The sequence below is a fragment of the Streptomyces sp. NPDC014995 genome (assembly GCF_043080745.1).
In the GTDB taxonomy this organism is placed as follows: Bacteria; Actinomycetota; Actinomycetes; order Streptomycetales; family Streptomycetaceae; genus Streptomyces.
Genome location: NZ_JBIBVX010000001.1, coordinates 657,455 through 679,551 on the forward strand (window position 1 = coordinate 657,455; position 22,097 = coordinate 679,551).

The following is a 22,097-nucleotide window of genomic DNA, read 5'->3' on the forward strand; positions in this document are numbered from 1 at the left end:
GTACGCCCCTTACAGCCCGGACTCGGAGGTCCGCACCAGGATCCGACGGCAGTTCTCGCATCGTACGACGGTGTCGGGGGCGGCCGAGCGGATCTCGTTCAGCTCGGTGATGGCGAGCTCCTGGCGGCAGCCCTGGCAGGTGCGCGCGAGCAGCTTGGCCGCGCCGATGCCGCCCTGCTGCTCGCGGAGCTTGTCGTACAGCTTGAGCAGGTCGGCGGGGATGGACCCGGCGATGACCTCGCGCTCCTTGGTCACCGTGGCGGTCTCGCCGTCGATCTCCTCCAGGGCGGCGTCCCGGCGGCCGGTCGCGTCGTCGATCTTCGTCTGGACGGAGCCGACCCGCTCGGTCAGTTCGGCGACCCGCTCCTGCGCGGCCTCACGGCGCTCCATGACCTCCAGGACGACGTCCTCGAGGTCGCCCTGCCGCTTGGCGAGGGAGACGATCTCCCGCTGGAGGTTCTCCAGGTCCTTCGGTGACGTGACGGCGCCGGAGTCGAGCCGCTGCTGGTCGCGGACGGCGCGCTGACGCACCTGGTCCACGTCCTGCTCGGCCTTGGTCTGCTCGCGGGCGCAGTCGCTCTCCTCGGTCTGTGAGGCCACCAGCAGGTCGCGCAGCTGCGTGAGGTCCTTGGTCAGCGACTCGATCTCGGCGTGCTCGGGCAGCGACCTGCGCCGGTGCGCCAGCTGCTGGAGGCGTACGTCGAGGGCCTGGACGTCGAGAAGTCGGATCTGGTCGGCGGGCGCGGCGTTCAGTTGGGGGCTCCAGGTGAAGGGGAGTGACTGGTCCAGGGGTCGGTGACCGTCTTGGAGACGTGGACCCTCAGGCCCCATCCGTTCCGGTCGGAAATCTCGTCGAGCTGGGCGGCGGCCAGCTCGCACCAGGGCCACTCGGTGGCCCAGTGCGCCGCGTCGAGCAGCGCGAGAGGACTGTGGGCGCGGGCCTCGGACGCCGGGTGGTGGCGCAGGTCCGCGGTGAGAAAGGCGTCGACGCCGACGGCGCGGACGTGGTCGAAGAGGCTGTCGCCGGATCCACCGCTGACGGCGACGGTCCGTACGACCGCCTCCGGGTCGCCCGCCACCCGGATGCCCTGCGCGGTGGCGGGCAGCCGCTCGGCGGCACGGGCGGCCAACTCACGGACGGTGAGCGGATGGTCCAGCTCACAGACCCGCCCGAGCCCGCGGCGCCCCTCGGAGTCGGTGGGGTCGGGGACCAGCGGCCCCACGACCCGCAGATCGAGCGCCCCGGCGAGGGCGTCGCTCACGCCCGGGTCGGCGGTGTCGGCGTTGGTGTGGGCGACGTGCAGCGCGATGTCGTTCTTGATCAGACGGTGCACGACCCGCCCCTTGAAGGTGGAGGCCGCGACGGTCGTCGTCCCGCGCAGGTACAGCGGGTGGTGGGTGACGAGCAGATCGGCGTCCAGCTTCACCGCCTCGTCCACGATCTCCTGGACCGGGTCGACGGCGAAGAGAACGCGCACGACCTCCTGACCGGGATCGCCCACGACCGTACCGACCGCGTCCCAGGACTCGGCCCGCTCGGCGGGCCACAGGTTCTCCAGCGCGGCGATGACTTCAGACAGACGGGGCACGGGGCAAGGCTACCTGGCCGTTTGGCGGGGGTGCGACGGTGTTGGGCCGGAGGCCCGGGAGGGGGAGGGAGGGGAGGGGAGGAGGGGCCGCGGGGAGAGGGGGCGGAGGCCCGGTGGCCCGGTGACCCGGTGACCTTGTGGCCTTGTGGGGGAGGCGAAGTCCGGGTCGAGCGCGGGGGCGGAGGCGCGGCGGGGCGAGTGGGAGGCGTCCGCCGGGTCGGCGAGGGGGGAGGCCGGGCAGGACGGGGGCGGAGCCACGCCGGGGGTGCGGGCGCGGAGTGCCGCTGGGGGTGCGGGGGCGGAGCCACGCCGGGAGCGCTGGCGCGGAGCCACGCCGGGGTGCAAGGGGCGGAGCGCCACCGGGGGCAAGGGGCGGAGCGCCGCTGGGGTCTGGGGCGGAGCCCCATGTCGCCGGCCCGTCAACCAACCGAGTCGGGTGGGCGGGCGGGCAACACCCATCGGGGTCTGGGGCGGAGCCCCATGTCGGCCACCTCGTAGCCAACCGAGTCGGGCGGGTGGGTGGGCAAACGGAGCACAACCCCCTAACCGCCGGAGGCGAATCGCTTCTGCGCCACTCATATGAGCGAAGCCCCCGCCCGCCGGTCCCCCGCCCACCGCCTCCCAAAACTAGCTTCGTCACCGGAGGTGACCGAACGATGACGGCCTGTGCGATCGAACCCACCGCGAGGGATGAGGACGACGACCGTACGCCGCACGCGGACTGCGTGATCACGGCGGACGGCACCTACGCCGCCCGCCTCGCGCGAGCCGGCGAGTCCTGGTTCCCGGAGCGCTGGACGCTGGACGGCCCGGAGCCGTACGCCGTGCCGCTGCCCGCCCACCAGCCGGAGGAGCCCGGCACGGAAGTGCACCCGATGGCCGACGGCCGGGTCCTGATCCGTCGGCTGGTGCAGGGACGACACGTCTTCTCCCTGCTGTACCCGACCGGCCCCGGCACGGGCGAGCTGCCCCTGGGCGCGATCGAGTGCCCGCAGGAGGGCAGCACCCGGCTGCGTCTGCTGCCGCCGGCGCCCTGCGGCAGGCGGGCGTACGCCCTGGCCGTGGGCCGGCATACGACGACGCTGTGGCTGGTGGCGGGCGGGGCCTTCGGCCCGGAGCACGTCGCCGAGATCCCCGGCCGCTGCTCGGGCGGGGTGTGGCTGGACCGGACGGGACGCATACTGGCGCTGGACCGGGAGGCCGGTGGCCGTACGAAGGCGGTCGTGGTGGACCTGGAGCGGGGCGGCGAGGTGTCCCCGCTGCTGCAGATCGCCGCCGACAGCGACGACCGCCTGCTGCTCGCGGACCCCGACAGCGGCCTGCTCCTCATCCGCTCCGACGCGCCGTCACCCGGCGAGGCACGGCTCGGCTGGGGCGTGCTCGGCAGCACGTTCCCGGTGCGCTTCCCGGAGTCGCTGCGACTGCCCGGCTGCACCCTGACGCCGTTCGCGATCCAGCCGGGCCAGGTGCTGCTCCCGGAGAACTCCGCGGTGGCTCTCCGTGCCGACGGCCCGTTCGGCACCTGGGTCGGCGTCTGGCGCCCGGCCGAACGGCACCTGCACCAGCTCGCCGCACCCGAGGGCTGGCTGGCGGGCAGCGGCCTGTGGACGCGGGACGGCGTACTGCGCCTGCCGTACGCGACGGGCACGGAGCCGTGCGGCGTGGCGCACGTGACGGTGCCCCACAGGACCAAGCCGACGAGCACGACGCCGGACGCCGCACCCATCACAGCACCGAACACAGCACCGAACACAACGTGCGACACCACACCCGCCACAACGTCGAACACCCCCACGAGCACCACCACCGCCACCACCACCGCCGCCACCACCACCAGACGCACGCCCCCGACCACGAACCCACCCCCAGCCCCCACCCCGAATACCCCGGCCACCCCCCTCACCCCCCTCACTCCCCACCCCCCGGAACCCCCCACCCCTCGCCCCGTCCCCCTCCAACAGGCCCCCCTCGGCCGGCTTGTAACGAACTAGCAGCGATGGGCGTGGCCGCCTGGATCCGTCCCGAGGTGCGCCGGATAAACTCACCCGGCTGTAAAAAAGATCATGTTGACGGGGTGAATCCTTCCGATGAGCGACGCAAGCACCAAGCAGCCGCTGTCCACCGACGCCCAGGGGACCGCCGGTCACGGCCGTCACCGGGGGCCGGTCTCGTCCCACGACAGCGAGTCCGCTCCCCGCGGCCGGCACCGCAAGCCGGCCGAGGAGAAGGCCGAGGCGGCTGCCTGACGCTACGACGGGGAGGCCCCGTCCGTCTCCATGACGGACGGGGCCTCCCGCATACTCACTCCTCCCAGCCGCCCCCTCTACCGCCGACCACTCCCACCGTCTCCGCCCACGCCCGCCTACTCCCGCCCGCACCGCCCACTACCACCCGCACCGCCCACCACCACCGGCACCGCCCACTCCCCGCCCACTCACGCCCACGTCCGCCTACTCCCGCCGCAGCCCCAGCACCTCCACCGCCGCGAAGGTCTCCCCCTCCGGCCGCTCCGCGTAGTGCGGCGTGAGCACGGCGTCCAACTCCTCGTAGGTGAAGGTCTCCTGCTCGCTGTCGAACTTCGCCCGCACCCGCGGCCGTTCGACGACGGCGACCATTCCCCCGTGCACGACGAGCAGCTGCCCGTTGACCCGCGCGGCGGCAGGCGAGGCCAGGTAGCCGACGAGCGGGGCGACATGCTCGGGGGCGAGGGGGTCCAGCCCCGCCTCGGGGCGTTCGAGGCCCGCGAACACGTCCTCGGTCATACGGGTGCGGGCGCGCGGGCAGATGACGTTGGCCGTGACGCCGTACTTGGCGAGGGCGAGGGCGGTGGACGTCGTCAGGCCGACGATTCCGCCTTTCGCCGCCGCGTAGTTGGGCTGTCCGGCGGAGCCCGCCAGGAACGCCTCCGACGAGGTGTTCACGATCCGCCCGTACACCGGCCCGCCCGCCGCCTTGGACCGTGCGCGCCAGTGCGCGGCGGCGAAGCGGGTGGTGTTGAAGTGGCCCTTGAGGTGGACGCGGAGAACCGAGTCCCATTCGTCCTCGGTCATGGAGAAGACCATGCGGTCGCGCAGGATGCCCGCGTTGTTGACCAGGACGTCCAGCTTGCCGAACTCGGCGACCGCCAGCTCCACCAGGGCCCGTGCCTGTGCGAAGTCGGAGACGTCCCCGGTGTGGGCGAGCGCGGTGCCGCCGGCCGACCGTATCTCCCGCGCCACCTCCTCCGCCGGCCCGGCCGACGCCTCGCCCGAGCCGTCGCGGCCGGACCGTCCGTAGTCGTTGACGACGACGGCCGCGCCCAGCCGGGCCAGTTCCAGGGCCTCGGCCCGTCCGAGCCCGCGGCCGGCGCCGGTGACGATCGCGGACAGCCCGTGCAACGGCAGTGGCGATGACAGTGACATGGCCCGCACCCGCCCCGCCGTCAGATCTCTATGCAGGTGCGCAGGGCGGTCCCGGTACGCATCTGGTCCAGCGCCTCGTTGATCTCCGTGAGGGGTACGCGGTGGGTGATCAGCCCGGAGAGGTCGATCCGGCCGGCCCGCCACAGGGCGATGGTCCGCTGGTAGGAGCGCAGGACGTCGCCGCCGCCGTACATGGACGGGAGGATGCGTTTCTCGTCGAAGAACAGCTCGAACATGTTGAGCTGGAGGAAGTCGTCCATGGCGCCGGCGCCGACCACGACGAGCGTCCCGCCGCGCCGCGTGTTCTCGTACGCCGTGCGGGCGGTGGCGGAGCGGCCGACGACCTCGAAGACGTAGTCGAATCCCTCGCCGCCGGTGACGCGTTGCCTGACGTCGGGCAGCTCGTCCGGCGAAACGGCTTGAGTGGCGCCGAACTTGAGCGCGGCCTCCCGCCGGGCGGCGACCGGGTCGACGGCGACGATCTCGGCGGCGCCCTTGAGCCGGGCGCCCTGGATCGCGGAGACGCCCACTCCCCCGCAGCCGATGACGGCGACGGACGAACCGGCCTCCACGTCGGCGGTGTTGAGCGCGGCGCCGAGGCCGGTCGTCACTCCGCACCCGATGAGCGCGGCGATGTCGAAGGGCACGTCGTCGGGGATGGGAACCGCGCATCCGGCGTCGACCACGACCTCCTCGGCGAAGGTGCCGGTGCCCGCGAAGCCGAAGACGTCCGACGTGCCGTTGCCGCGGCGGAAGTTGGGAGTGCCGGCGTTCATGAAACCGGCCAGGCAGAGTTCGGTCTGCCCGCGCCCGCAGGCGGGGCAGGCGCCGCAGGCGGGCAGCCAGCACACCACGACCCGGTCGCCGGGCTTCACCCGGGTGACGCCCTCGCCGACCTCCAGGATCTCGCCCGCGCCCTCGTGGCCGGGTACGAACGGCGCGGGCTGCGGCAGCACCCCGCCCATCGCGGACAGGTCCGAGTGGCACAGCCCCGTGGCGCGCACCCGGATCCTGACCCTGCCGGGGCCGAAGCCCACCGCCTCGACGTCGTCGAGGACCTCCAGCTTGTCCTGGCCGATCTCGTGCAGTACGGCTGCGCGCATGGTGCGGCTCCCCTCGGATCCCTGCGGAATCCCTTCGAATCCTCTCGGAGGACGGGTGGTTCAGGAGTGTTCGACGATCGTGTCGGTGAGGACGGGCGCGTCGTCCCGTTCGACGGCGCTCACCGCCGCCCGCACCGCGCCCTCCTGCCGCCACAGGCGCAGGCGCAGCGTCTCCCCGGGGTACACGACTCCGGCGAACCGGGTGGCGTACGACCGCACCCGGGTCACGTCCCCGTCGAGCAGCGTGTCGACGACGGTCTTGAGCGTGATGCCGTAGGTGCACAGGCCGTGCAGGATGGGCCGGTCGAAGCCGGCGCGTTCGGCGAACTCCGGGTCGGCGTGCAGCGGGTTCCAGTCCCCGGAGAGGCGGTAGAGCAGGGCCTGGTCCTCGCGGACGGGCCGTTCGAGCGTCTTGTCGGGGTCGCCGGCGGGCGGGTCGAGGCGGGGGGAGGGGCCCCGGTCGCCGCCCCAGCCGCCTTCGCCCCGTACGAAGATCTGGGCGTCGTTGGTCCACAACGGCCCGTCCGTGTCGGCGACTTCGGTGCGCATGACGAGGACGGCGGCCTTGCCCTTGTCGTACACGGCCGCGATCCGGCCGGTGGCGGTGGCGGTGCCCTCGACGGGGATCGGGCGGTGCAGGGTCAGCGACTGGCCGCCGTGCAGGACGCGGGCGAGGTCGACCTCGATGCCGGGCATGGACAGTCCGCTGATCACGCCGGGCGAGCCGGAGCCCGCGACGGTGGCGAAGCTCGGCAGCACGTGCAGCCGGGACTCCAGGGTGTAGCGCAGTTCGTCGGGGTGGGTGGCGGGGACGCCCGCGCCGATGCCGAGGTGGTAGAGCAGGACGTCCTTGCGGTCCCAGGTGATCTCGCCGGTCCGGGGCTCGGCGGCGAGCGCCTTGGCTGCGTCGATGGGCATGGGACTCCTGACGGTGGCGGTTCACGGCGTAAGACCTCGGTACGGCCGTCCGCACCGTCGGCCGCACCGAGGTCGTCACGGGGCCGCGGAACCCGCCCGTTCTAGAACGCGTTCCAGTGCGGCGACCCCCTGTATAGCCCAGGCCCCGGTACTTGTGAATACTCCTGACGGTATGTCAGATCAGGGCGTGGCGCCGTCCCGTTCCGGCCGGCCGTGACATGTCCTTCGGTCTCGCCGGCGCAGTGCCCGCGCATCGCCCGGGCGGGGAGGGGCGGCTGCGGGAACCGCACCGGCCGGGGACCGGGTGTTCGCCTGCGAGTACGGCGTGTCTAGATTCCGGCGCCCGTGCGCCGCAGCACCCGCAGGGAGCCGGTGTCCGAGACCTCCGTGAAGGCGCCGGAGGCCAGGGCGCGCAGGTAGACGCGGTAGGGGGCCTGGCCGGTGAACTCGTCGGCGGGGTCCGGGAAGACGTCGTGGATGACGAGGAGCCCGCCGTCGGCGAGATGCGGGGCCCAGCCCTCGTAGTCGGCGTTCGCGTGCTCGTCGGTGTGGCCGCCGTCGACGAAGACCAGGCCGAGGGGCGAGCCCCAGACCTTCGCCACCTGGGGCGAGCGGCCGACGAGGGCGACGACGTGCTCCTCCAGGCCCGCCCTGTGGAGCGTGCGGCGGAAGGTGGGCAGGGTGTCCATCAGGCCGGTCCCGGGGTCGACGGTCTCCGGGTCGTGGTACTCCCAGCCCGGCTGCTGCTCCTCGCTGCCCCGGTGGTGGTCGACGGTGAGGGCGGTGACCCCGGCCTGGCGGGCCGCGTCGGCGAGCAGGATCGTGGAGCGCCCGCAGTAGGTGCCGACTTCGAGCAGCGGCAGTCCGAGCCGGCCCGCCTCGACGCCCGCCGCGTACAGCGCCAGTCCCTCGTCGACGGGCATGAACCCCTTGGCGGCCTCGAACGCGGCCAGGATCTCGGGCTTGGGTGCCGCGGCCATGGGGCCTGCCTTTCCGGAACGGGTCGTACGTGCGTCTCGGCGCCCCATGCTGCCGTACCCCCGCCGGGCACGGGACGGGGGGTACGGACAGCGCCCGGTGGGGGCCCGCGGCGGGCGCGGCCGGACCGCCGGGTGTCCCTCAGGGCGCGGTGACCGTCTCGCCCGGCAGCGCCAGGTCCACGTCCACGGGGCGGTCGTCGCCCGTGTGGGTCGCGGCGGAGGCCAGCGGGCCGTGGCCGGTGGCCCGGGCGGCGAGGACGTAGGCGCCCTGGGCGGGCACGACGAGGGCGTAGCTGCCGTCCGCCGCGGACAGGGTGGCGCCGGCCTGCCGGCCGCGGCGGTCGATGAGGGTGACCTTGGCGCGGGCGACCGGGGCGCCGCCGGCGTCCAGGACCCGGCCGCGGAAGCCGCGCAGGGCCTCCTCGGCGCGCTCCAGGTTGGCGTCCTCCTCGCTGGAGGCGCGCAGCTGCGGGGTGCCGGCCGGCGTGCGGCCCGGCAGGAAGAGGGCCAGGAGCAGGCCCACGGCGACGGCGGCGGTGGCGATCAGGAAGGAGACCCGGAAGCCGTGCATGGTCGGGACCTCGACCCCGTCGACGGTGTGCGCGGTGTTGGCCAGCACCATGCCGATGACGGCGCTGGAGACGGACGTGCCGATGGAACGCATCAGCGTGTTGAGGCCGTTGGCCGCGCCGGTCTCGGAGGCGGGGACCGCGCCGACGATGAGTGCGGGCAGGGAGGAGTAGGCGAGGCCGATGCCGGCGCCGAGGACGACCGCGATGACGAGGCTCTGCCAGGCGGCGCTCATCAGGCCGAGGCCGGCGCCGTAGCCGATCGCGATGATCAGCAGGCCGAGGATCAGCGTGACCTTGGGGCCGTACGTCGTGGAGAGGCGGGCGTAGACCGGTGCGGTGAACATCATCGTCAGGCCGAGCGGCGCCACGATCAGGCCCGCGACGACCATCGACTGGCCGAGGCCGTAGCCGGTGGCGGTGGGCAGCTGGAGGAGCTGGGGCAGGACGAGGGAGACGACGTAGAAGCTGACGCCGACCATGATCGAGGCGAGGTTGGTGAGGAGGACCTCGCGGCGGGCGGTGGTGCGCAGGTCGACGAGCGGGGCCTGGACGCGCAGCTCCATCACGCCCCACAGGACGAGGACGGCCGCCGAGGCGGCGAACAGGCCGAGCGTGGTGGCGGAGGTCCAGCCCCAGTCGCTGCCCTTGGTGATCGGCAGCAGGAAGAGGACGAGACCGGCGGACAGGCCGACCGCGCCGGGCAGGTCGAAGGAGCCCTTGGCGCGCGCCGGGGACTCGGGGACGGCGAGCAGGGTGAGGGCGATGGCGAGGGCGCCGAGGCCGGCGGCGCCGTAGAAGAGGGCGTGCCAGTCGGCGTGCTGGGCGACGAGGGCCGCGGCGGGCAGCGCGAGGCCGCCGCCGACGCCGATCGAGGAGCTCATCAGGGCCATGGCCGAGCCGAGCCGCTCGCGGGGCAGCATGTCGCGCATGAGACCGATGCCGAGGGGGATCGCGCCCATCGCGAAGCCCTGGAGGGTGCGGCCGGCGATCATGGGCAGCAGGGCGCTGGTGAGCGCGCTGACGAGGGCGCCGACGACCATGATCGCGAGGCTGAGGACCAGCATGCGCCGCTTGCCGTACAGGTCGCCGAGGCGGCCCATGATCGGGGTGGCGACGGCTCCCGACAGGAGGGTGGAGGTCAGGACCCAGGTGGCGTTGCCGGGGGTGGTGTCCAGCAGGTGCGGCAGGTCCTTGATGACCGGGACGAGCAGGGTCTGCATCACCGCGACCACGATGCCCGCGAAGGCGAGCACCGGGACGACGGCGCCGCGCGCTCTGCGGGGGTGCGGGTCGGCCGGCGTGTGGGTCATGGAGTGGGGCCTCCGGGCCTGGGGTGAGTGGGGTGCGGGTCTCGGGTGAGCCGTGCGGTACGTGCAGGGTGAACCCCGTATGCATGAGCAACTATTCCGATGCTTTGGGCCGCTAACGAAATCTTGACCTTCTCTTGGAAAGAGACCCCGGCCCGGAGGTGCAGGCAGCGGCGGATTCCGGGATGTCCGCGCGGTGAGGCGGGGCTCGTGACCGCTCACGGCCTCCCCGGAGCACCCGCGGCCTCGTCCCGGGCGGCCCGGGCGGCCACCGCGGCGGCGGTCGGGCCGGCGCGCCCGGCGGCCCGTCATCCGTCCGGTCGCCGCCTCCGGGCCGCCCCTCGCGGTCCCCGTTAGGGTGGCACCCGTGTCGTACACAGGCCCGGAATTCGACCCCCCGCACCTCCGCCGCTCCCCGCGGCGCCGCACCCTCGCCGTGGCGCTCGCCGCGCTGGTGCCCGGCGCGCTCCTCGGATGGCTGGCGTACGAGGCGCTGGGCGGGTCCGGCGACGGCGGGCCCGGCCGGGTGACGGAGGCGGCGTCGAGCGGCCAGGCCTCACCTTCGGGCGGCGCGGACGGCGACGGGAAGCCCGCGGCCCCCGTCCCGCCGTCCGCCACGGCCTCGGCGCCGGCCGGCACCGGCTCCCTCAAGGGCAAGGTCGTCGTCATCGACCCGGGACACAACCCCGGCAACGCCGAGCACACCGCCGAGATCAACCGCCAGGTGGACGTCGGCACCCACCGGAAGGAGTGCGACACCACCGGGACGTCCACCAACTCCGGTTACAGCGAGGCCGCGTTCACGCTGGACGTGGCGCACCGGCTGCGCGCCCTGCTGCAACGGCAGGGCGCCACGGTGCGGCTGACGCAGGACGCGGACCGGCCCTACGGCCCCTGCGTGGACGAGCGGGCGCGGATCGGGAACGCCGCGCACGCCGACGCGGTGGTGTCGATCCACGCCGACGGCTCCGGTTCCGGCAACCGCGGATTCCACGTGATCCTGCCGGGCGAGGTGCACGAGGGCGCCGCCGACACCCGTGCCATCGTGGGCCCTTCGCGGGACCTCGGGAAGCTGGTCGCCGCCGACTTCGGCCGCGTCACGGGCAGCGCCCCCTCCAACTACCTCGGCGACGGCACCGGTCTCGTCACACGTGAGGACCTGGGCGGTCTCAATCTGTCAACGGTTCCCAAGGTGTTCATCGAGTGCGGCAACATGCGCGATAGCAAGGACGCGGCGCTGCTGACCAGCGGCGCCTGGCGGCAGAGGGCAGCGCAAGGGATCTCTGAGGGAATCGTGAGTTTCCTGCGCGGGTAGTGATCAGCGGTCCGCTCCCGGCGGACAGCCTGATCGTGCGAACGATAGTGTCGTTCCTACGATGAGGGGCCACCCCCGCGCTTCCCACCCGGGCCTGACGGCGACATGGTGACAGCGACGCCTCTACCGATGCGTGGACCGATGACGAGACGACTGACGAAGGACCTGAAGTGAATATCCGCTCCCTCACTCGAGGCGACGGCGTGGTGATCGGAGCAGCGGTATTGCTGTTCATCGCGTCGTTCCTGGACACGTTCGACGGCTCCGGCGACGACGTCCCCAACGCCTGGGACAACCTCGGCCTCCTGATGAGCATGTACGTCGGCGGGATCATCGGGGCGGCCCTGATCGTCGTCGCCCGCGCGCTCCCGCAGCCGCGCAAGGTCGCCGGCCTCGACCTCGGTCAGCTCGGGGTCGCGCTGACCGTCTTCGCCGCGTGGACCGCGCTCTGGTCGGTCATCGACCCGCTGGGCGCGTTCACGGACGCCTTCGACAGTGCCGACATCGGGACCGGCGCCGGTCTCATCCTGGGCCTGATCGCTGCTCTGCTGCTGGCCGCCGGTGCCGTCGCCTCCCCGCTGGTCCCGGCGCTGAAGGCCGCGCTGATCCCGGCCCCCAAGCCCCCGCAGCCCCAGCCCTACGGCGCCCAGCCGCCCGCCGGTTACGGCTACCCGGGTGCGCAGCAGCCGCCGGCCTTCGGGGGTCAGCCGCAGCAGGGCCAGCCGGGTCAGCAGCCGTTCGGCGCGCAGCCGGGTCCGGCGCAGCCGCCGGCCGCGGACTTCTCGCCGTTCTGGTTCGCGGTGCCGGTGCCGCGCCCGCTCTACGCGGAGGACGGCGCGCCGATGCCGATCGCCGAACTGGCGCCGGGCACCTGGTACCTGGCCGTCGAGCAGGGTGCCCAGGGTCTGGTCGCGCAGACCCAGGACGGCCGCCGCGGCGTCCTGCGGGACACCTCCGGCATCCAGCGCGGCTGAGCCCCCGGCCCCGCACCGGCCGGACCCTCGGCAGCTCACGGCCCCTCGCCCTTCCGGGCGGGGGGCCGCTGTCGTACAGTCGCCACCGTGATCTGACGTACCGTCAGGAGGTGGTCATGCGGCTCGGACTGGCGCTCGGCTACTGGGGGCGCGGCCCCTCCCCCGGCCATGTGGAGCTGGCGCGGGAGGCGGAGCGGCTCGGCTACGACTCGGTGTGGACGGCGGAGTCGTGGGGGTCGGACGCCTTCACCCCGCTCACCTGGATCGCGGCGCGGACGTCGAGGATCGGACTGGGCACGGCCGTTGCCCAGATGGCGGCGCGCTCACCGACCACGACGGCGATGCACGCGCTCACCCTGGACCATCTCTCCGGCGGGCGGATGACGCTGGGCCTCGGTCTGTCGGGCCCGCAGGTCGTGGAGGGCTGGTACGGGCGCCCGTTCCCCAGCTCGCCGCTGACCGCCACCCGGGAGTACGTCGACGTCGTACGGCAGGTGCTCGCGCGGCGCGGGCCGGTGGAGCTGGACGGGCGGTTCCACGCCCACCCCTACCGCGGCCCGGACGCGACGGGACTCGGCAAGCCCCTGAAGCCGATCACCCACCCCCTGCGGGCCGACCTGCCGGTGCTGCTGGGGGCGGAGGGGCCGAAGAACGTGGCGCAGACGGTGCGGATCGCCGACGGCTGGTTGCCGCTGTACTGGTCACCGGGCCGCCCGGAGGCGTACGGGCCGGCGGTGGCGGAACTGCCGGAGGGGTTCCGGGTCGCCCCGATGGCCCAGGTGCGGGTGTGCGACGACGTCACCGAGGGGCTGCTGCCGGTCAAGGCGATGCTCGGCTTCTACATCGGCGGCATGGGCCACGCCCGCCGCAACTTCCACGCCGACCTGATGGCACGCATGGGGTACGAGGAGGAGGCCCGGCGGATCCAGGAGCTGTTCCTGGCCGGGCGCCGGGAGGAGGCCGTGCTGGCCGTCCCGGACGCCTTCGCCGACGAGATCTCCCTGGTCGGCCCGCGGGCGCGGATCGCCGAACGGCTGGAGCTGTGGCGCAAGGGCCCGGTGACGGACCTGCTGGCCCTGGCCCCGGACCCGCACACGCTGCGGGTACTGGCCGAACTCACCGCATGAGGACACCAGGAGCCTGGGACGACTGCTTCGGCATGCCGGACGGGAGACGCGGGACGTCAGAGGAAGATCGCGATCGGGTTCAGCGTCAGCTCCCCCCGCTCCCGGTTCCACGTCGGCACCTTGCCGAGGCAGCGGGCCTGGAACTCCCCGGTGAAGTACTCGGCGTTCTGGAAACCCTCGCGCACCCCGGCCGCCTCGCAGGTGATCCGCACCTGCGCGGCCGGCTCCCCGGTGCCGTACTGGGCGCGCAGCACGATGTCGCCGTTCTCGGCGCGGCGGGCGGTGAACCGGCCGGTGACCGAGACAAACGCCGACGCGACGCCGATGGCGGTCAGCGGCACCCGGCCGTCGCCGCCCTGGTCGCGCAGGGAGTCGGCGAGCGCCCGGTTGGGGGTGACGACGCCGGTGGTGAGGTCGGCGTGCACGACGGCGTCCTCCTTGCGCATGGTGTCCATCAGCAGCCGGATGACCGTGATGGGCGTGCTCTGCTGGATGTAGGCGGTGACGCGCTCCTTGGTGACCTGCCGGCGGGCCCCGCCCGAGCCGCCGAAGCCCAGCCGGGCGAAGATCCCGACGCCGGTGTCGACGTTCATCCGGTCGGCGACCTCCGCCTCCAGCGCGGCGGAGAAGCCGCCGTACTGGTAGAGGTCCATGACGCGTGTGTCGTGCAGGAAGAAGCACATGCCGTGGACCGTGCGTCCGACGCCGCGCCGGCGGCGGCGCAGCCAGCCCAGCCGCAGCAGGGCGTGGCGGGCCAGGACGGCCAGGGCCGCCGCCGTCACCGCCCAGACGACCAGCCACGGCCACCACAGGCTCCACCACTGACTGTCAATGACACCCACGGATCTCCTTGAACGCCTCGGAGAGCGAGGAGAGGCCGGCGTCGACCATACGGCCGCCGGTCGCCGCGGCGGCCCGCTTCAGGGCGGCGCCGTCGGCCTCTCCGAACTGGACGGGGAAGGTGGGCACCGCGTCGGCGGCCGAGCCGAGCCGCGTGTGCCGGCGCAGGAACTCCTCGTAGGACAGGCCGGCGTTGTTCTCGCCGTCCGTCATCAGCACGATCGCGACGGGCCGTTCGGGCGCGGCGCGTACGGCGTCGGCGGCGATGCGGTAGCCGCGGTCGAGGGCCGACCAGACGGCGGTGGCGTCGTCGAAGCCGCCGCCCGCGACGGTCCGGTCGAGGGTCTTCAGGTCGGCGTCGGAGCGGACGGTGACCGTGCGCTCCTCCAGGACACGGCCGCCGAAGCGGACGACGGTGAGGCGCTCGCCCCGGTAGAAGCGGGCGAACTTGCCGGTGGAGGACCCGTCGGCGCCGCTCAGGCCCGCGAAGGCGGCCCGCAGGGCGGCGATCCGCTCGCCGCGCATCGAGGTCGAGAAGTCCAGCAGGAACACGACCTGGTCGCCGGTGGCGTGCGCCGGGTCGCCGTAGTCGTCGACGAGCTGCTGCACGATGGACAGGCGGTCGGGGAAGGACAGGGCGTTGCCGACCGGCGTCCTCAGGTCCGGCGAGGGCTCGACGTGCCTGTTGACGGGCCTGCGGAAGGTTCGCCGCATCAGCTCGCGCTGCACGTCGTCGCCGAGCAGCCAGTCGACGACCTTGCCGTACGCCTCGCGCTCGGCGGGGTCGAGGAGGAGCAGCGGGAAGTCGGAGAGGACCATGCCGTCGTCCGGGTGGACGATCTCCAGGGGCTCGCGCAGCGTGCCGCGCGCGTTCAGGGCGAGCAGTTCCGACTCGTGGGCGATCAGCGCGTCGGCGGAGTCCTGGTGCTGGAGATACGTGTCGAGCAGTTCGCGGGAGCTGGCGCCGGTGAGGCTCTGGCCGGAGCGGAAGCCGCGCAGCCGGTCGCAGGAGACGTCCTCCGCGCGCAGCGCGCTGCCGGTGCCGGCGGCCGCGGTGGCCACGCCGACGAGGGCGGCGCGCCCGGTGTCGCTGCGGCGGGGGTCGGCCATGCCGAAGCGCACGCTGCCGTCGGCGGCGGCGTCGGCGAGGTCGGCCCAGGAGATCCGGCCGCCCGGGGCGCGCTCGCGCAGGTCGCCGGCGGCCTCGGGGGTGAGGCCGACGACGACGGGTGAGCGCATGATCGCGGTGGACTCGGGGCGGGTGAGGCGGCCGCCGGAGTCCTGCACGCGCAGCAGGAAGGAGCGGTCGGAGGCGAGCCAGGCCAGGTCGTAGGCGGGTTTCCCGCCCTTGGCGGGCGGTTGGCCCGCGAGGTCGGCGGTCGCCTTGTACTCGATCTCCAGCTCGACGCCGGTGTCCTCCGCCAGGTCGCCCAGCAGCGGCTCGATGTCGGCCAGTTCGGGGCTGGCGAGGACGCGCAGGGTGACGTGGTCGTCGTCCCGGGTGCAGGCGGAGGTGAGGGAGCCGAGCAGGGTGAGGGCGAGCGCGGCCGCGACCACCGCCGTGGGGCGCCTCACGGGGTGTCCTGGGCGGGCGGTGGGCAGGTGCCGACGTAGTCGATGATCCGCTCCAGGACGTCCAGGGCGGGTTCGTAGGACTTGGTCTGGTCGCGGTTGGGGAGGGGGACCTGGATGCCGTGGTCGCGCAGGTAGGTGTTGAGGCGTTCGCTGGTGCCCTCCTCGCCGGAGAAGCGGACGCGGAAGCCGAGTTCGATGGCCCGGTCGCGCAACTCCTCGTCCTCCTGGACCAGCCGGACCAGCCGGTCGCCCCGGTCGGTGAGGGAGATGAGCTGGGGCTCGGTGAGGGCGTAGGGGGTCGGGTAGAGCAGGACGCGGTCGGTGTCCTGCTTGCCGTGCTGCCCGTGGTAGGTGATCTGGTGGGCCAGGTACTGGTGTTCGTAGAGGAGCGAGATGGGCGCGATGCTCTCGCCGAGGTCGGAGAGGTAGCTGTCGGCCTGTTCGTCGGCCCACATGCCCTGGAGGCTGATCAGGGGCTTGATCCTCGCGGCGAGGTCGGTGACCGCGTCCCGCGCGAGCTGGGGGTCGTTGACGTTCTGCGTGCCCGGGGTGCTGTTCCGGTTGGCGACGAAGGCGAGGAGGCTGAGGTAGGTGCCGGCGCCGTTGGACTCGCAGACGCTGGAGGTGCGCACCAGGACACGACCGCTGTTGCTGCGGCCGCCGGACCGGTCGAAGCCGATGCCGTTCCAGGTGTCGGCGCCCTCGATCCTGCCGTCGCCGTCCTGGTCGGCGGTGGTCCGGTCGCCGACCCTGCCGTCGAGCAGGCCCATGAACGCGCGCATGTCGAGGTCGTAGTAGAGCGTGGGGCCGCCGTCGGTGGCCCGCTGCGGGGTGGCGACACCGGCTTTCACCAGGGTGTCGGCGTAGGCGCGGAAGGTGCCCAGGGCCAGGGGGGTGACGAAGGGGCGGACGGAGCGGACGGAGCGGTCCTGCCGGTCGAGGATGAGCTTGGCGGCGGGCTGCCCGGAGGGGAAGACGACGTCCATGTCCTTCAGGGACTGGGTGGCGATGCCGCGGGAGCCGAGGCGGTGGATGTCGACGCGTATGCCGTGCCCGAGCAACAGCCGTTGCACCTCGGGGTCCCGGAAGAAGTCCGACTTGGAGGCCATCCTCGCCTCCAGGGTGGTGATCCGCTCGAAGGGGCGTAACGCGTTGCCCGAGACCAACAGGGAGATCAGCCCGGCCAGCGCGAGCGGCAGCGCGACGACGACGTGCCGGGGGACACGGCGGCGCCTGACCTGGCGCGTGGTGAGTCTCGGCTCCTGCGTCGCGGGTCTTCCGGCGTCGGACAACGGCCCTCCTGCCACTCAAGGGGGCAGGATCATCGGAGACCCCTTGGAACATCGTCCCCCGGAAGCGCCAACTCCACGCCAACGCGGGGGAAAGGGACGCCGCACGTTCCGGAAGGTTTCGTACCGGGACGGTTCCCGGCGGTTTCATACCGGAGGGAGCGGCAAGCCGGACAGTATGTCCACTCGATATCGCAACGGTGCGAATCAGGCCGGTACGGTCATCGCCGTCGTGGCCGACGTCATGGCCCTCATCCTGGGCCTGTGGATCGTCATGTACCTGCTGGACGCCAACCGCGGCAACGACTTGGTGCAGTTCGTGCACGACGCGGCCCGCTGGCTGGCGGGCTGGTCCCACGACCTGTTCACGTTCGACGAGGCGTGGGCGCGCGTCGTGGCGGGTTACGGCCTGGCGGCGGTGGTGTACCTGTTCGTGGGCCACGCGATCGCCAACCGGGTGCACCGGCACTGACCGCGGCGTCTCGCCGACCGGGGCCGCTCCTCCGGCTTCGAGGGGGCGCGGGGAACCGCACGACCGGCCTCGAAGAACCCGCGGTCGCCCCTCGACGGAACCGGCCGGTCTCCCGGGCGCCCCCGCCCACCGGGGGCTAGCGGCCCTGTCGTTTGGATCATCCCGGCGTCGTGGGGTCCGGCACGCGCATCTGCCGCGTTGTCCTCACTCGCCGACGCTCCGCGTCGACTCCCTCGTCCGCCTCGCAGCTGCACGCACCAGACCCCGCTCGGGTCGGCCGGAAGGCACCGCACCTCACAGCCGGCCTGATCCAAACGACAGGGCCTACCCGCAGCAGTCCGGGTCCAGCCCGGCCGGCAGGCGGTCCCCGCCGAACACCGCGCAGGTCGCCTCGTGGCCGCCCAGCGCGGCGACCGCCAACAGCAACGACCCGGCCGTCCACGTGGTCAGCTCCTGCGGCCAGATCGCCGCGTCCTCGAAGACGTACCCGGTCCAGTACAGGCCGGACTCCGGTTCGCGCAGGTGCTGGATCGACTGGAGGATCTCCAGAGCGCGGTCGGACTCCCCCATCGCCCAGAGGGTCAGGGCGAGTTCGGCCGACTCGCCGCCCGTCACCCAGGGGTTGGGCACCACGCACCGCACGCCCAGCCCCGGCACGACGAACCGCTCCCACGCCTCCTCGATCCGGGCCTTGGCCTCCACCCCGGTCAACGCCCCGCCGAGGACCGGGTAGTACCAGTCCATCGAGTAGCGGTCCTTGTCCAGGAACCGCTCCGGATGCCGGCGTATCGCGTGCCGCAGCGCGCCCGCCGCCAACTCCCAGTCGGGCTGCGCCTCCTCCCGCTGCTCGGCGATCGCCAGCGCGCAGCGCAGCGCCTGGTGGATCGACGAGGAGCCGGTCAGCAGCGCGTCCGCGGTGGCGGTGCCGTCGTCGTCCCGGCGCCAGCCGATCTCCCCGCCCGGCTGCTGGAGCCGCAGCACGTACTCGACCGCCGCGTGGACGACCGGCCACATGCGGTCCAGGAACGTGTCGTCGCCGGTGGACAGGTAGTGGTGCCACACGCCTACGGCGACGTAGGCGACGAAGTTGGTCTCGCGGCCCCGGTCGGTGACGTCGTCGAAGTCGCCGTCGGCGTAGGCCGCGTACCACGACCCGTCCTCGTTCTGGTGCCGCGCGAGCCACTCGTACGCCCGCTCGGCGGCCTCGTGCTCGCCCGCCGCGTCGAGGGCCATGGCGGCCTCGGTGTGGTCCCACGGGTCGAGGTGGTGCCCCCGGAACCACGGGATCGCGCCGTCCTCCCGCTGCACGGCGAGGATGCCGCGGACGGTCGCGGCGGCCTGCTCGGCGGTGAGGACCCCGGGCAGGACGAGGTGTTCCGTCCGGGGCGTCGTCACTTGGCGGCCGCCTCGGTCTGCTGGGCCTTCTCGGTCTTCTGGGCCTTCTCGGCCTTCTTCGCCTTCCGGGTCGGCTCCGGCTTCCCGGAGTCGGAGAGGCGCGGCAGATGGGGCTTGGTGGCGTACACCACGAAGCTCTTGCCGATCAGCGGGTTCAGCGCCTGCTCGGCGACCCGGGTGGCCAGCGGCTTCTTCATGATGTCCCAGACCAGCAGCTTGTGGTACGCCCGCACCGGCAGCGCCTTGTCGTTGTCGACGCCGAACGCGCACTTCAGCCACCAATACGGCGAGTGCAGCGCGTGGGCGTGATGGCTGCCGTACGGCTTCAGCCCGGCCTCGCGGACCTTCCCGACGAGCTCGTCCGCCCGGTAGATGCGGATGTGGCCGCCCTCGACCTCGTGGTAGGCGTCGGACAGGGCCCAGCAGACCTTCTCGGGGCCGTAGCGCGGGACGGTGATCGCGATCCGGCCGCCGGGCCTGAGCACGCGGACCATCTCGGCGAGGACGCCCTTGTCGTCGGGTATGTGCTCCATCACCTCGGAGATGATCACGACGTCGAAGGACTCGTCGGGGAAGGGCAGCGCGAGGGCGTCTCCCTCCATCGCGGTCGCGGTGGCACCCTCGGGGGCCTCCCCCGCCTCCTTCATCGCCGCGAACCACTTGGCGACCTCGCGGATCTCCTCACCGTTCTGGTCCAGCGCCACGACCTGCGCGCCACGCCGGTAACACTCGAAGGCGTGCCGGCCGGCCCCGCAGCCGAGGTCCAGGACACGGTCGCCCGGGGCGAGCGGGAACCGGGAGAAGTCGACGGTCAGCACGTGGCCCTGCTTTCGCGATCGGATGCATCTGATGGAACGTCAACGGCTTCGGAGGCGGCTGCGCGGCGGGCGGCCGGAACCGCGGCCGGCCGCGGACGCCCGCCCCCGGCCCGCTCGATGGCCTCCCGGTACCGGGCCACGGTCCCCTCGGCGGCCCGCGCCCAGGTGAACCGCTCCAGCACCCGCTCCCGCCCGGCCGCGCCGAGGCGGGCCCGCAGCGCGGGGTCGCCCAGCAGCCGGCTCAGCCCGGCGGCCAGGGCACCGGAGTCGCCCGGCGCGACCGCCAGGCAGGTCTCGCCGTCGCGCCCGGCGACCTCGGGGATCGCCCCACCGGTGGTGGCCACGAGCGGCGTCCCGGTCGCCATGGCCTCGGCGGCCGGCAGGGAGAAGCCCTCGTACAGGGACGGCACGCAGGCGACCTCCGCCGAGCGCACCAGGTCGACCAGTTCGGCGTCGGAGATGCCCTTGACGAACTCGACGGCGCCTTCGAGGCCGTAGCGCTCGACCGCCTGGGCGACGGGCCCCTCCCCGGGCCGCTTGCCGACGACGACGAGGTGGGCGTCCGGGTGCTCGGTGCGGACCTTGGCCAGCGCCTCGACGAGGAAGACCAGACCCTTCAGCGGTACGTCCGCGCTGGACGTCGTCACGATCCGGCCCGGTATGACGGGCACCGACGGGTCGGGCGAGAACAGGTCGGTGTCGGCGCCGATGTGGACGACGTGGACGCGGTCCTCGCGGACGCCGAGGTGGTCGACGATCTCCTGGCGGGAGGTGCCGGAGACGGTGAGCACGGACGGCAGCCGGCGCGCGACGCGCTTCTGCATGCGGGTGAACGCGTACCAGCGGCGTACCGAGTAGCGCCGCTGCCAGCCCTCGGCGGCGTCGAGCTCCAACTGCCGGTCGACGGTGATGGGGTGGTGGATGGTGGTGACCAGCGGGGCACCCACGTCCCCCAGCAGCCCGTACCCCAGGGTCTGGTTGTCGTGCACGACGTCGAACCGGCCGCGCCGGGCGCGCAGATGCCGGCGGGCGCGCAGCGAGAAGGTCAGCGGCTCGGGAAAGCCGCCGGTCCACATCGTCGCGACCTCCAGCGCATCGATCCAGTCCCGGTACTCGTCGCGCTTGGGGGTGCGAAAGGGGTCGGGCTGGCGGTACAGGTCGAGGCTGGGCAGCTCGGTGAGGGAGAGGCGGTCGTGGTGGCCGTCGCCGAGGACGTCGAGGACGGGGTACGGCTGGGAGCCGATGACCTCGACGCGGTGGCCGAGACGGACCAGTTCGCGCGACAGATGCCGTACGTAGACGCCCTGGCCGCCGCAGAACGGGTTTCCCTTGTAGGTGAGGAGCGCTATGTCGAGCGGTCGCCCGCCGTCCGCGGCGGGGGCCTGACCGGGCCCCGCCTGACTGGCCTCAGCGGTCACTCCGGGCCCCCTTCTGCCTGCACTGTCCCGCGAGGTTACGACGGGACGCTAATCTAGAACAAGTTTCAGACTTGATCGTTCGGGAGGCTCTGAATCTACCGGCAGGTAAGGACGCTGTGAGCGGTGGATCAGGTGATTCACGCCACGACCGGACGCCCTGTTCTGCGGTGTGATCGCAAGCCCTCACCGACCGTCACGGAACGGGACCCATGTCTGCGGAAGCCAAGGGGGACAAGGTGGAAGCCAGTACCGTGCGCCCAGCCTCCCCGCCCCTCACCGAGCGGCAGGAGGCCCGCCGCCGCCGCATCCTGCACGCGAGCGCGCAGCTGGCCAGCCGGGGCGGGTTCGACGCGGTCCAGATGCGGGAGGTCGCCGAGGTCTCCCAGGTCGCCCTGGGCACCCTGTACCGCTACTTCCCGTCCAAGGTGCATCTGCTGGTCGCCACGATGCAGGACCAGCTGGAGCACATGCACGGCACGCTGAGGAAGAAGCCCCCGGCGGGCGAGACCCCCGCGGAGCGAGTGGCGGAGACGCTGATGCGCGCCTTCCGCGCGCTGCAACGGGAGCCCCACCTGGCCGACGCGATGGTCCGCGCCCTCACCTTCGCCGACCGCAGCGTCTCCCCCGAGGTCGACCAGGTCTCCCGCCAGACGACGGCGATCATCCTCGACGCGATGGGCCTCGCCGCGCCCACCCCCGAACAGCTCTCCGCGGTCCGCGTCATCGAGCACACCTGGCACTCGGCCCTCATCACCTGGCTCTCGGGCCGCGCCTCCATCGCCCAGGTGCGGATCGACATCGAGACGGTGTGCCGGTTGATCGACGTGACGGATCCGGGCCCGGACCGCACGACCGGCGTCGCGACGTGACGGATCGGGCCGCACACCGCACGACCGGCGTCGCCATGTGACGGATCCGGCCGCACACCGCACGACCGGCATCGCCATGTGACGGATCCGGCCGCCGGGCCACACGCCCGGCGTCCCCTCCACACGGCCGGCGTC

The 22,097-nt window shown here is 73.1% G+C and carries 20 protein-coding genes; 7 read left to right on the forward strand and 13 right to left on the reverse strand.

Annotated features, from left to right (window positions below; all coding sequences use genetic code 11):
- Window positions 1-9 precede the first annotated feature (9 nt).
- Window positions 10-753, reverse strand: a complete 744-nt coding sequence (locus ACF1A1_RS02985; RefSeq protein ID WP_391645316.1) for a zinc ribbon domain-containing protein — start codon at window positions 751-753, stop codon at window positions 10-12.
- Window positions 750-1,589 carry a Nif3-like dinuclear metal center hexameric protein gene (locus tag ACF1A1_RS02990; RefSeq protein ID WP_391644794.1) on the reverse strand — a complete coding sequence of 280 codons (840 nt, stop codon included), beginning with the start codon at window positions 1,587-1,589 and terminating at the stop codon, window positions 750-752. Before ACF1A1_RS02990 ends, ACF1A1_RS02985 begins: the two co-directional genes overlap by 4 nt.
- Before the next feature lie 656 nt (window positions 1,590-2,245).
- Between ACF1A1_RS02990 and ACF1A1_RS02995 the strand changes: the two genes are divergently transcribed.
- Window positions 2,246-3,580: a hypothetical protein gene (locus ACF1A1_RS02995; RefSeq protein ID WP_391644796.1), complete on the forward strand. Its 1,335-nt coding sequence runs from the start codon at window positions 2,246-2,248 to the stop codon at window positions 3,578-3,580.
- A gap of 96 nt (window positions 3,581-3,676) precedes the next feature.
- A complete protein-coding gene (locus tag ACF1A1_RS03000; protein WP_391644798.1) occupies window positions 3,677-3,835 on the forward strand; it encodes a hypothetical protein in 159 nt (52 codons plus the stop codon).
- A gap of 204 nt (window positions 3,836-4,039) precedes the next feature.
- Here the strand turns inward: ACF1A1_RS03000 and ACF1A1_RS03005 are convergent, their stop codons facing one another.
- From ACF1A1_RS03005 to ACF1A1_RS03025, 5 genes are all read right to left on the reverse strand, one after another.
- The gene (locus tag ACF1A1_RS03005; RefSeq protein WP_391644800.1) at window positions 4,040-4,990 is read right to left on the reverse strand and encodes a 3-oxoacyl-ACP reductase; all 951 of its coding nucleotides are present in this window, start codon (window positions 4,988-4,990) and stop codon (window positions 4,040-4,042) included.
- 20 nt (window positions 4,991-5,010) lie between these two features.
- Window positions 5,011-6,093, reverse strand: coding sequence for a Zn-dependent alcohol dehydrogenase (locus tag ACF1A1_RS03010; RefSeq protein WP_391644802.1), 1,083 nt, complete (start codon window positions 6,091-6,093; stop codon window positions 5,011-5,013).
- Window positions 6,094-6,153: 60 nt separating this feature from the next.
- Window positions 6,154-7,011, reverse strand: a complete 858-nt coding sequence (locus ACF1A1_RS03015; protein ID WP_391644804.1) for a MaoC/PaaZ C-terminal domain-containing protein — start codon at window positions 7,009-7,011, stop codon at window positions 6,154-6,156.
- 329 nt (window positions 7,012-7,340) lie between these two features.
- Window positions 7,341-7,991: a class I SAM-dependent methyltransferase gene (locus ACF1A1_RS03020; RefSeq protein WP_391644806.1), complete on the reverse strand. Its 651-nt coding sequence runs from the start codon at window positions 7,989-7,991 to the stop codon at window positions 7,341-7,343.
- A gap of 139 nt (window positions 7,992-8,130) precedes the next feature.
- The gene (locus ACF1A1_RS03025; protein WP_391644808.1) at window positions 8,131-9,873 is read right to left on the reverse strand and encodes an MFS transporter; all 1,743 of its coding nucleotides are present in this window, start codon (window positions 9,871-9,873) and stop codon (window positions 8,131-8,133) included.
- 364 nt (window positions 9,874-10,237) lie between these two features.
- Here ACF1A1_RS03025 and ACF1A1_RS03030 point away from each other — a divergent pair, with 364 nt between their 5' ends.
- The 3 genes from ACF1A1_RS03030 to ACF1A1_RS03040 all read left to right on the forward strand — a co-directional run bounded on the left by ACF1A1_RS03030 (window position 10,238) and on the right by ACF1A1_RS03040 (window position 13,286).
- Window positions 10,238-11,185 carry an N-acetylmuramoyl-L-alanine amidase gene (locus tag ACF1A1_RS03030; protein ID WP_391644810.1) on the forward strand — a complete coding sequence of 316 codons (948 nt, stop codon included), beginning with the start codon at window positions 10,238-10,240 and terminating at the stop codon, window positions 11,183-11,185.
- Between the two features lie 170 nt (window positions 11,186-11,355).
- Window positions 11,356-12,159 (forward strand): hypothetical protein, encoded by an 804-nt coding sequence (locus ACF1A1_RS03035; protein ID WP_391644812.1) that lies wholly within the window; start codon window positions 11,356-11,358, stop codon window positions 12,157-12,159.
- Between the two features lie 116 nt (window positions 12,160-12,275).
- Window positions 12,276-13,286, forward strand: coding sequence for an LLM class F420-dependent oxidoreductase (locus ACF1A1_RS03040; RefSeq protein ID WP_391644814.1), 1,011 nt, complete (start codon window positions 12,276-12,278; stop codon window positions 13,284-13,286).
- A 56-nt stretch (window positions 13,287-13,342) separates the two neighbouring features.
- Here the strand turns inward: ACF1A1_RS03040 and ACF1A1_RS03045 are convergent, their stop codons facing one another.
- From ACF1A1_RS03045 to ACF1A1_RS03055, 3 genes are read right to left on the reverse strand one after another with little or no spacing between them, the layout of a single operon-like run.
- Window positions 13,343-14,128: a hypothetical protein gene (locus tag ACF1A1_RS03045; protein WP_391644816.1), complete on the reverse strand. Its 786-nt coding sequence runs from the start codon at window positions 14,126-14,128 to the stop codon at window positions 13,343-13,345.
- The gene (locus ACF1A1_RS03050; RefSeq protein ID WP_391644818.1) at window positions 14,115-15,701 is read right to left on the reverse strand and encodes a substrate-binding domain-containing protein; all 1,587 of its coding nucleotides are present in this window, start codon (window positions 15,699-15,701) and stop codon (window positions 14,115-14,117) included. The genes ACF1A1_RS03045 and ACF1A1_RS03050 overlap by 14 nt, the downstream gene beginning before the upstream one ends.
- Window positions 15,698-16,993 carry a hypothetical protein gene (locus ACF1A1_RS03055; RefSeq protein WP_391644820.1) on the reverse strand — a complete coding sequence of 432 codons (1,296 nt, stop codon included), beginning with the start codon at window positions 16,991-16,993 and terminating at the stop codon, window positions 15,698-15,700. The genes ACF1A1_RS03050 and ACF1A1_RS03055 overlap by 4 nt, the downstream gene beginning before the upstream one ends.
- A 175-nt stretch (window positions 16,994-17,168) precedes the next feature.
- Here ACF1A1_RS03055 and ACF1A1_RS03060 point away from each other — a divergent pair, with 175 nt between their 5' ends.
- On the forward strand, window positions 17,169-17,462 hold the full coding sequence (locus tag ACF1A1_RS03060; RefSeq protein WP_391644822.1) for a hypothetical protein: 294 nt from the start codon (window positions 17,169-17,171) through the stop codon (window positions 17,460-17,462).
- 324 nt (window positions 17,463-17,786) lie between these two features.
- On the opposite strand, the gene ACF1A1_RS03065 is transcribed toward ACF1A1_RS03060, so the two are convergent.
- Genes ACF1A1_RS03065 through ACF1A1_RS03075 form a run of 3 tightly spaced genes read right to left on the reverse strand, consistent with a single transcriptional unit; the run spans window position 17,787 to window position 21,093 of the window.
- Complete coding sequence (locus ACF1A1_RS03065) at window positions 17,787-18,857, reverse strand: prenyltransferase/squalene oxidase repeat-containing protein (protein ID WP_391644824.1); 1,071 nt, start codon at window positions 18,855-18,857, stop codon at window positions 17,787-17,789.
- Window positions 18,854-19,675 carry a class I SAM-dependent methyltransferase gene (locus tag ACF1A1_RS03070; RefSeq protein ID WP_391644826.1) on the reverse strand — a complete coding sequence of 274 codons (822 nt, stop codon included), beginning with the start codon at window positions 19,673-19,675 and terminating at the stop codon, window positions 18,854-18,856. Before ACF1A1_RS03070 ends, ACF1A1_RS03065 begins: the two co-directional genes overlap by 4 nt.
- Window positions 19,669-21,093, reverse strand: a complete 1,425-nt coding sequence (locus ACF1A1_RS03075; RefSeq protein ID WP_391644828.1) for a glycosyltransferase family 4 protein — start codon at window positions 21,091-21,093, stop codon at window positions 19,669-19,671. The genes ACF1A1_RS03070 and ACF1A1_RS03075 overlap by 7 nt, the downstream gene beginning before the upstream one ends.
- A 209-nt stretch (window positions 21,094-21,302) precedes the next feature.
- Between ACF1A1_RS03075 and ACF1A1_RS03080 the strand changes: the two genes are divergently transcribed.
- Window positions 21,303-21,962, forward strand: coding sequence for a TetR family transcriptional regulator (locus ACF1A1_RS03080; protein ID WP_391644830.1), 660 nt, complete (start codon window positions 21,303-21,305; stop codon window positions 21,960-21,962).
- Window positions 21,963-22,097: the final 135 nt, after the last annotated feature.

Excerpts from the sequence above, each read along its gene's own strand:
- ACF1A1_RS02995 (WP_391644796.1), top strand. The coding sequence starts at position 2,246 with ATGACGGCCTGTGCGATCGAACCCACCGCGAGGGATGAGGACGACGAC.
- ACF1A1_RS03015 (WP_391644804.1), bottom strand. The coding sequence starts at position 7,011 with ATGCCCATCGACGCAGCCAAGGCGCTCGCCGCCGAGCCCCGGACCGGC.
- ACF1A1_RS03080 (WP_391644830.1), top strand. The coding sequence starts at position 21,303 with ATGTCTGCGGAAGCCAAGGGGGACAAGGTGGAAGCCAGTACCGTGCGC.
- ACF1A1_RS03000 (WP_391644798.1), top strand. The coding sequence starts at position 3,677 with ATGAGCGACGCAAGCACCAAGCAGCCGCTGTCCACCGACGCCCAGGGG.
- ACF1A1_RS03020 (WP_391644806.1), bottom strand. The coding sequence starts at position 7,991 with ATGGCCGCGGCACCCAAGCCCGAGATCCTGGCCGCGTTCGAGGCCGCC.
- ACF1A1_RS03040 (WP_391644814.1), top strand. The coding sequence starts at position 12,276 with ATGCGGCTCGGACTGGCGCTCGGCTACTGGGGGCGCGGCCCCTCCCCC.
- ACF1A1_RS03060 (WP_391644822.1), top strand. The coding sequence starts at position 17,169 with ATGTCCACTCGATATCGCAACGGTGCGAATCAGGCCGGTACGGTCATC.
- ACF1A1_RS03005 (WP_391644800.1), bottom strand. The coding sequence starts at position 4,990 with ATGTCACTGTCATCGCCACTGCCGTTGCACGGGCTGTCCGCGATCGTC.
- ACF1A1_RS03025 (WP_391644808.1), bottom strand. The coding sequence starts at position 9,873 with ATGACCCACACGCCGGCCGACCCGCACCCCCGCAGAGCGCGCGGCGCC.
- ACF1A1_RS03010 (WP_391644802.1), bottom strand. The coding sequence starts at position 6,093 with ATGCGCGCAGCCGTACTGCACGAGATCGGCCAGGACAAGCTGGAGGTC.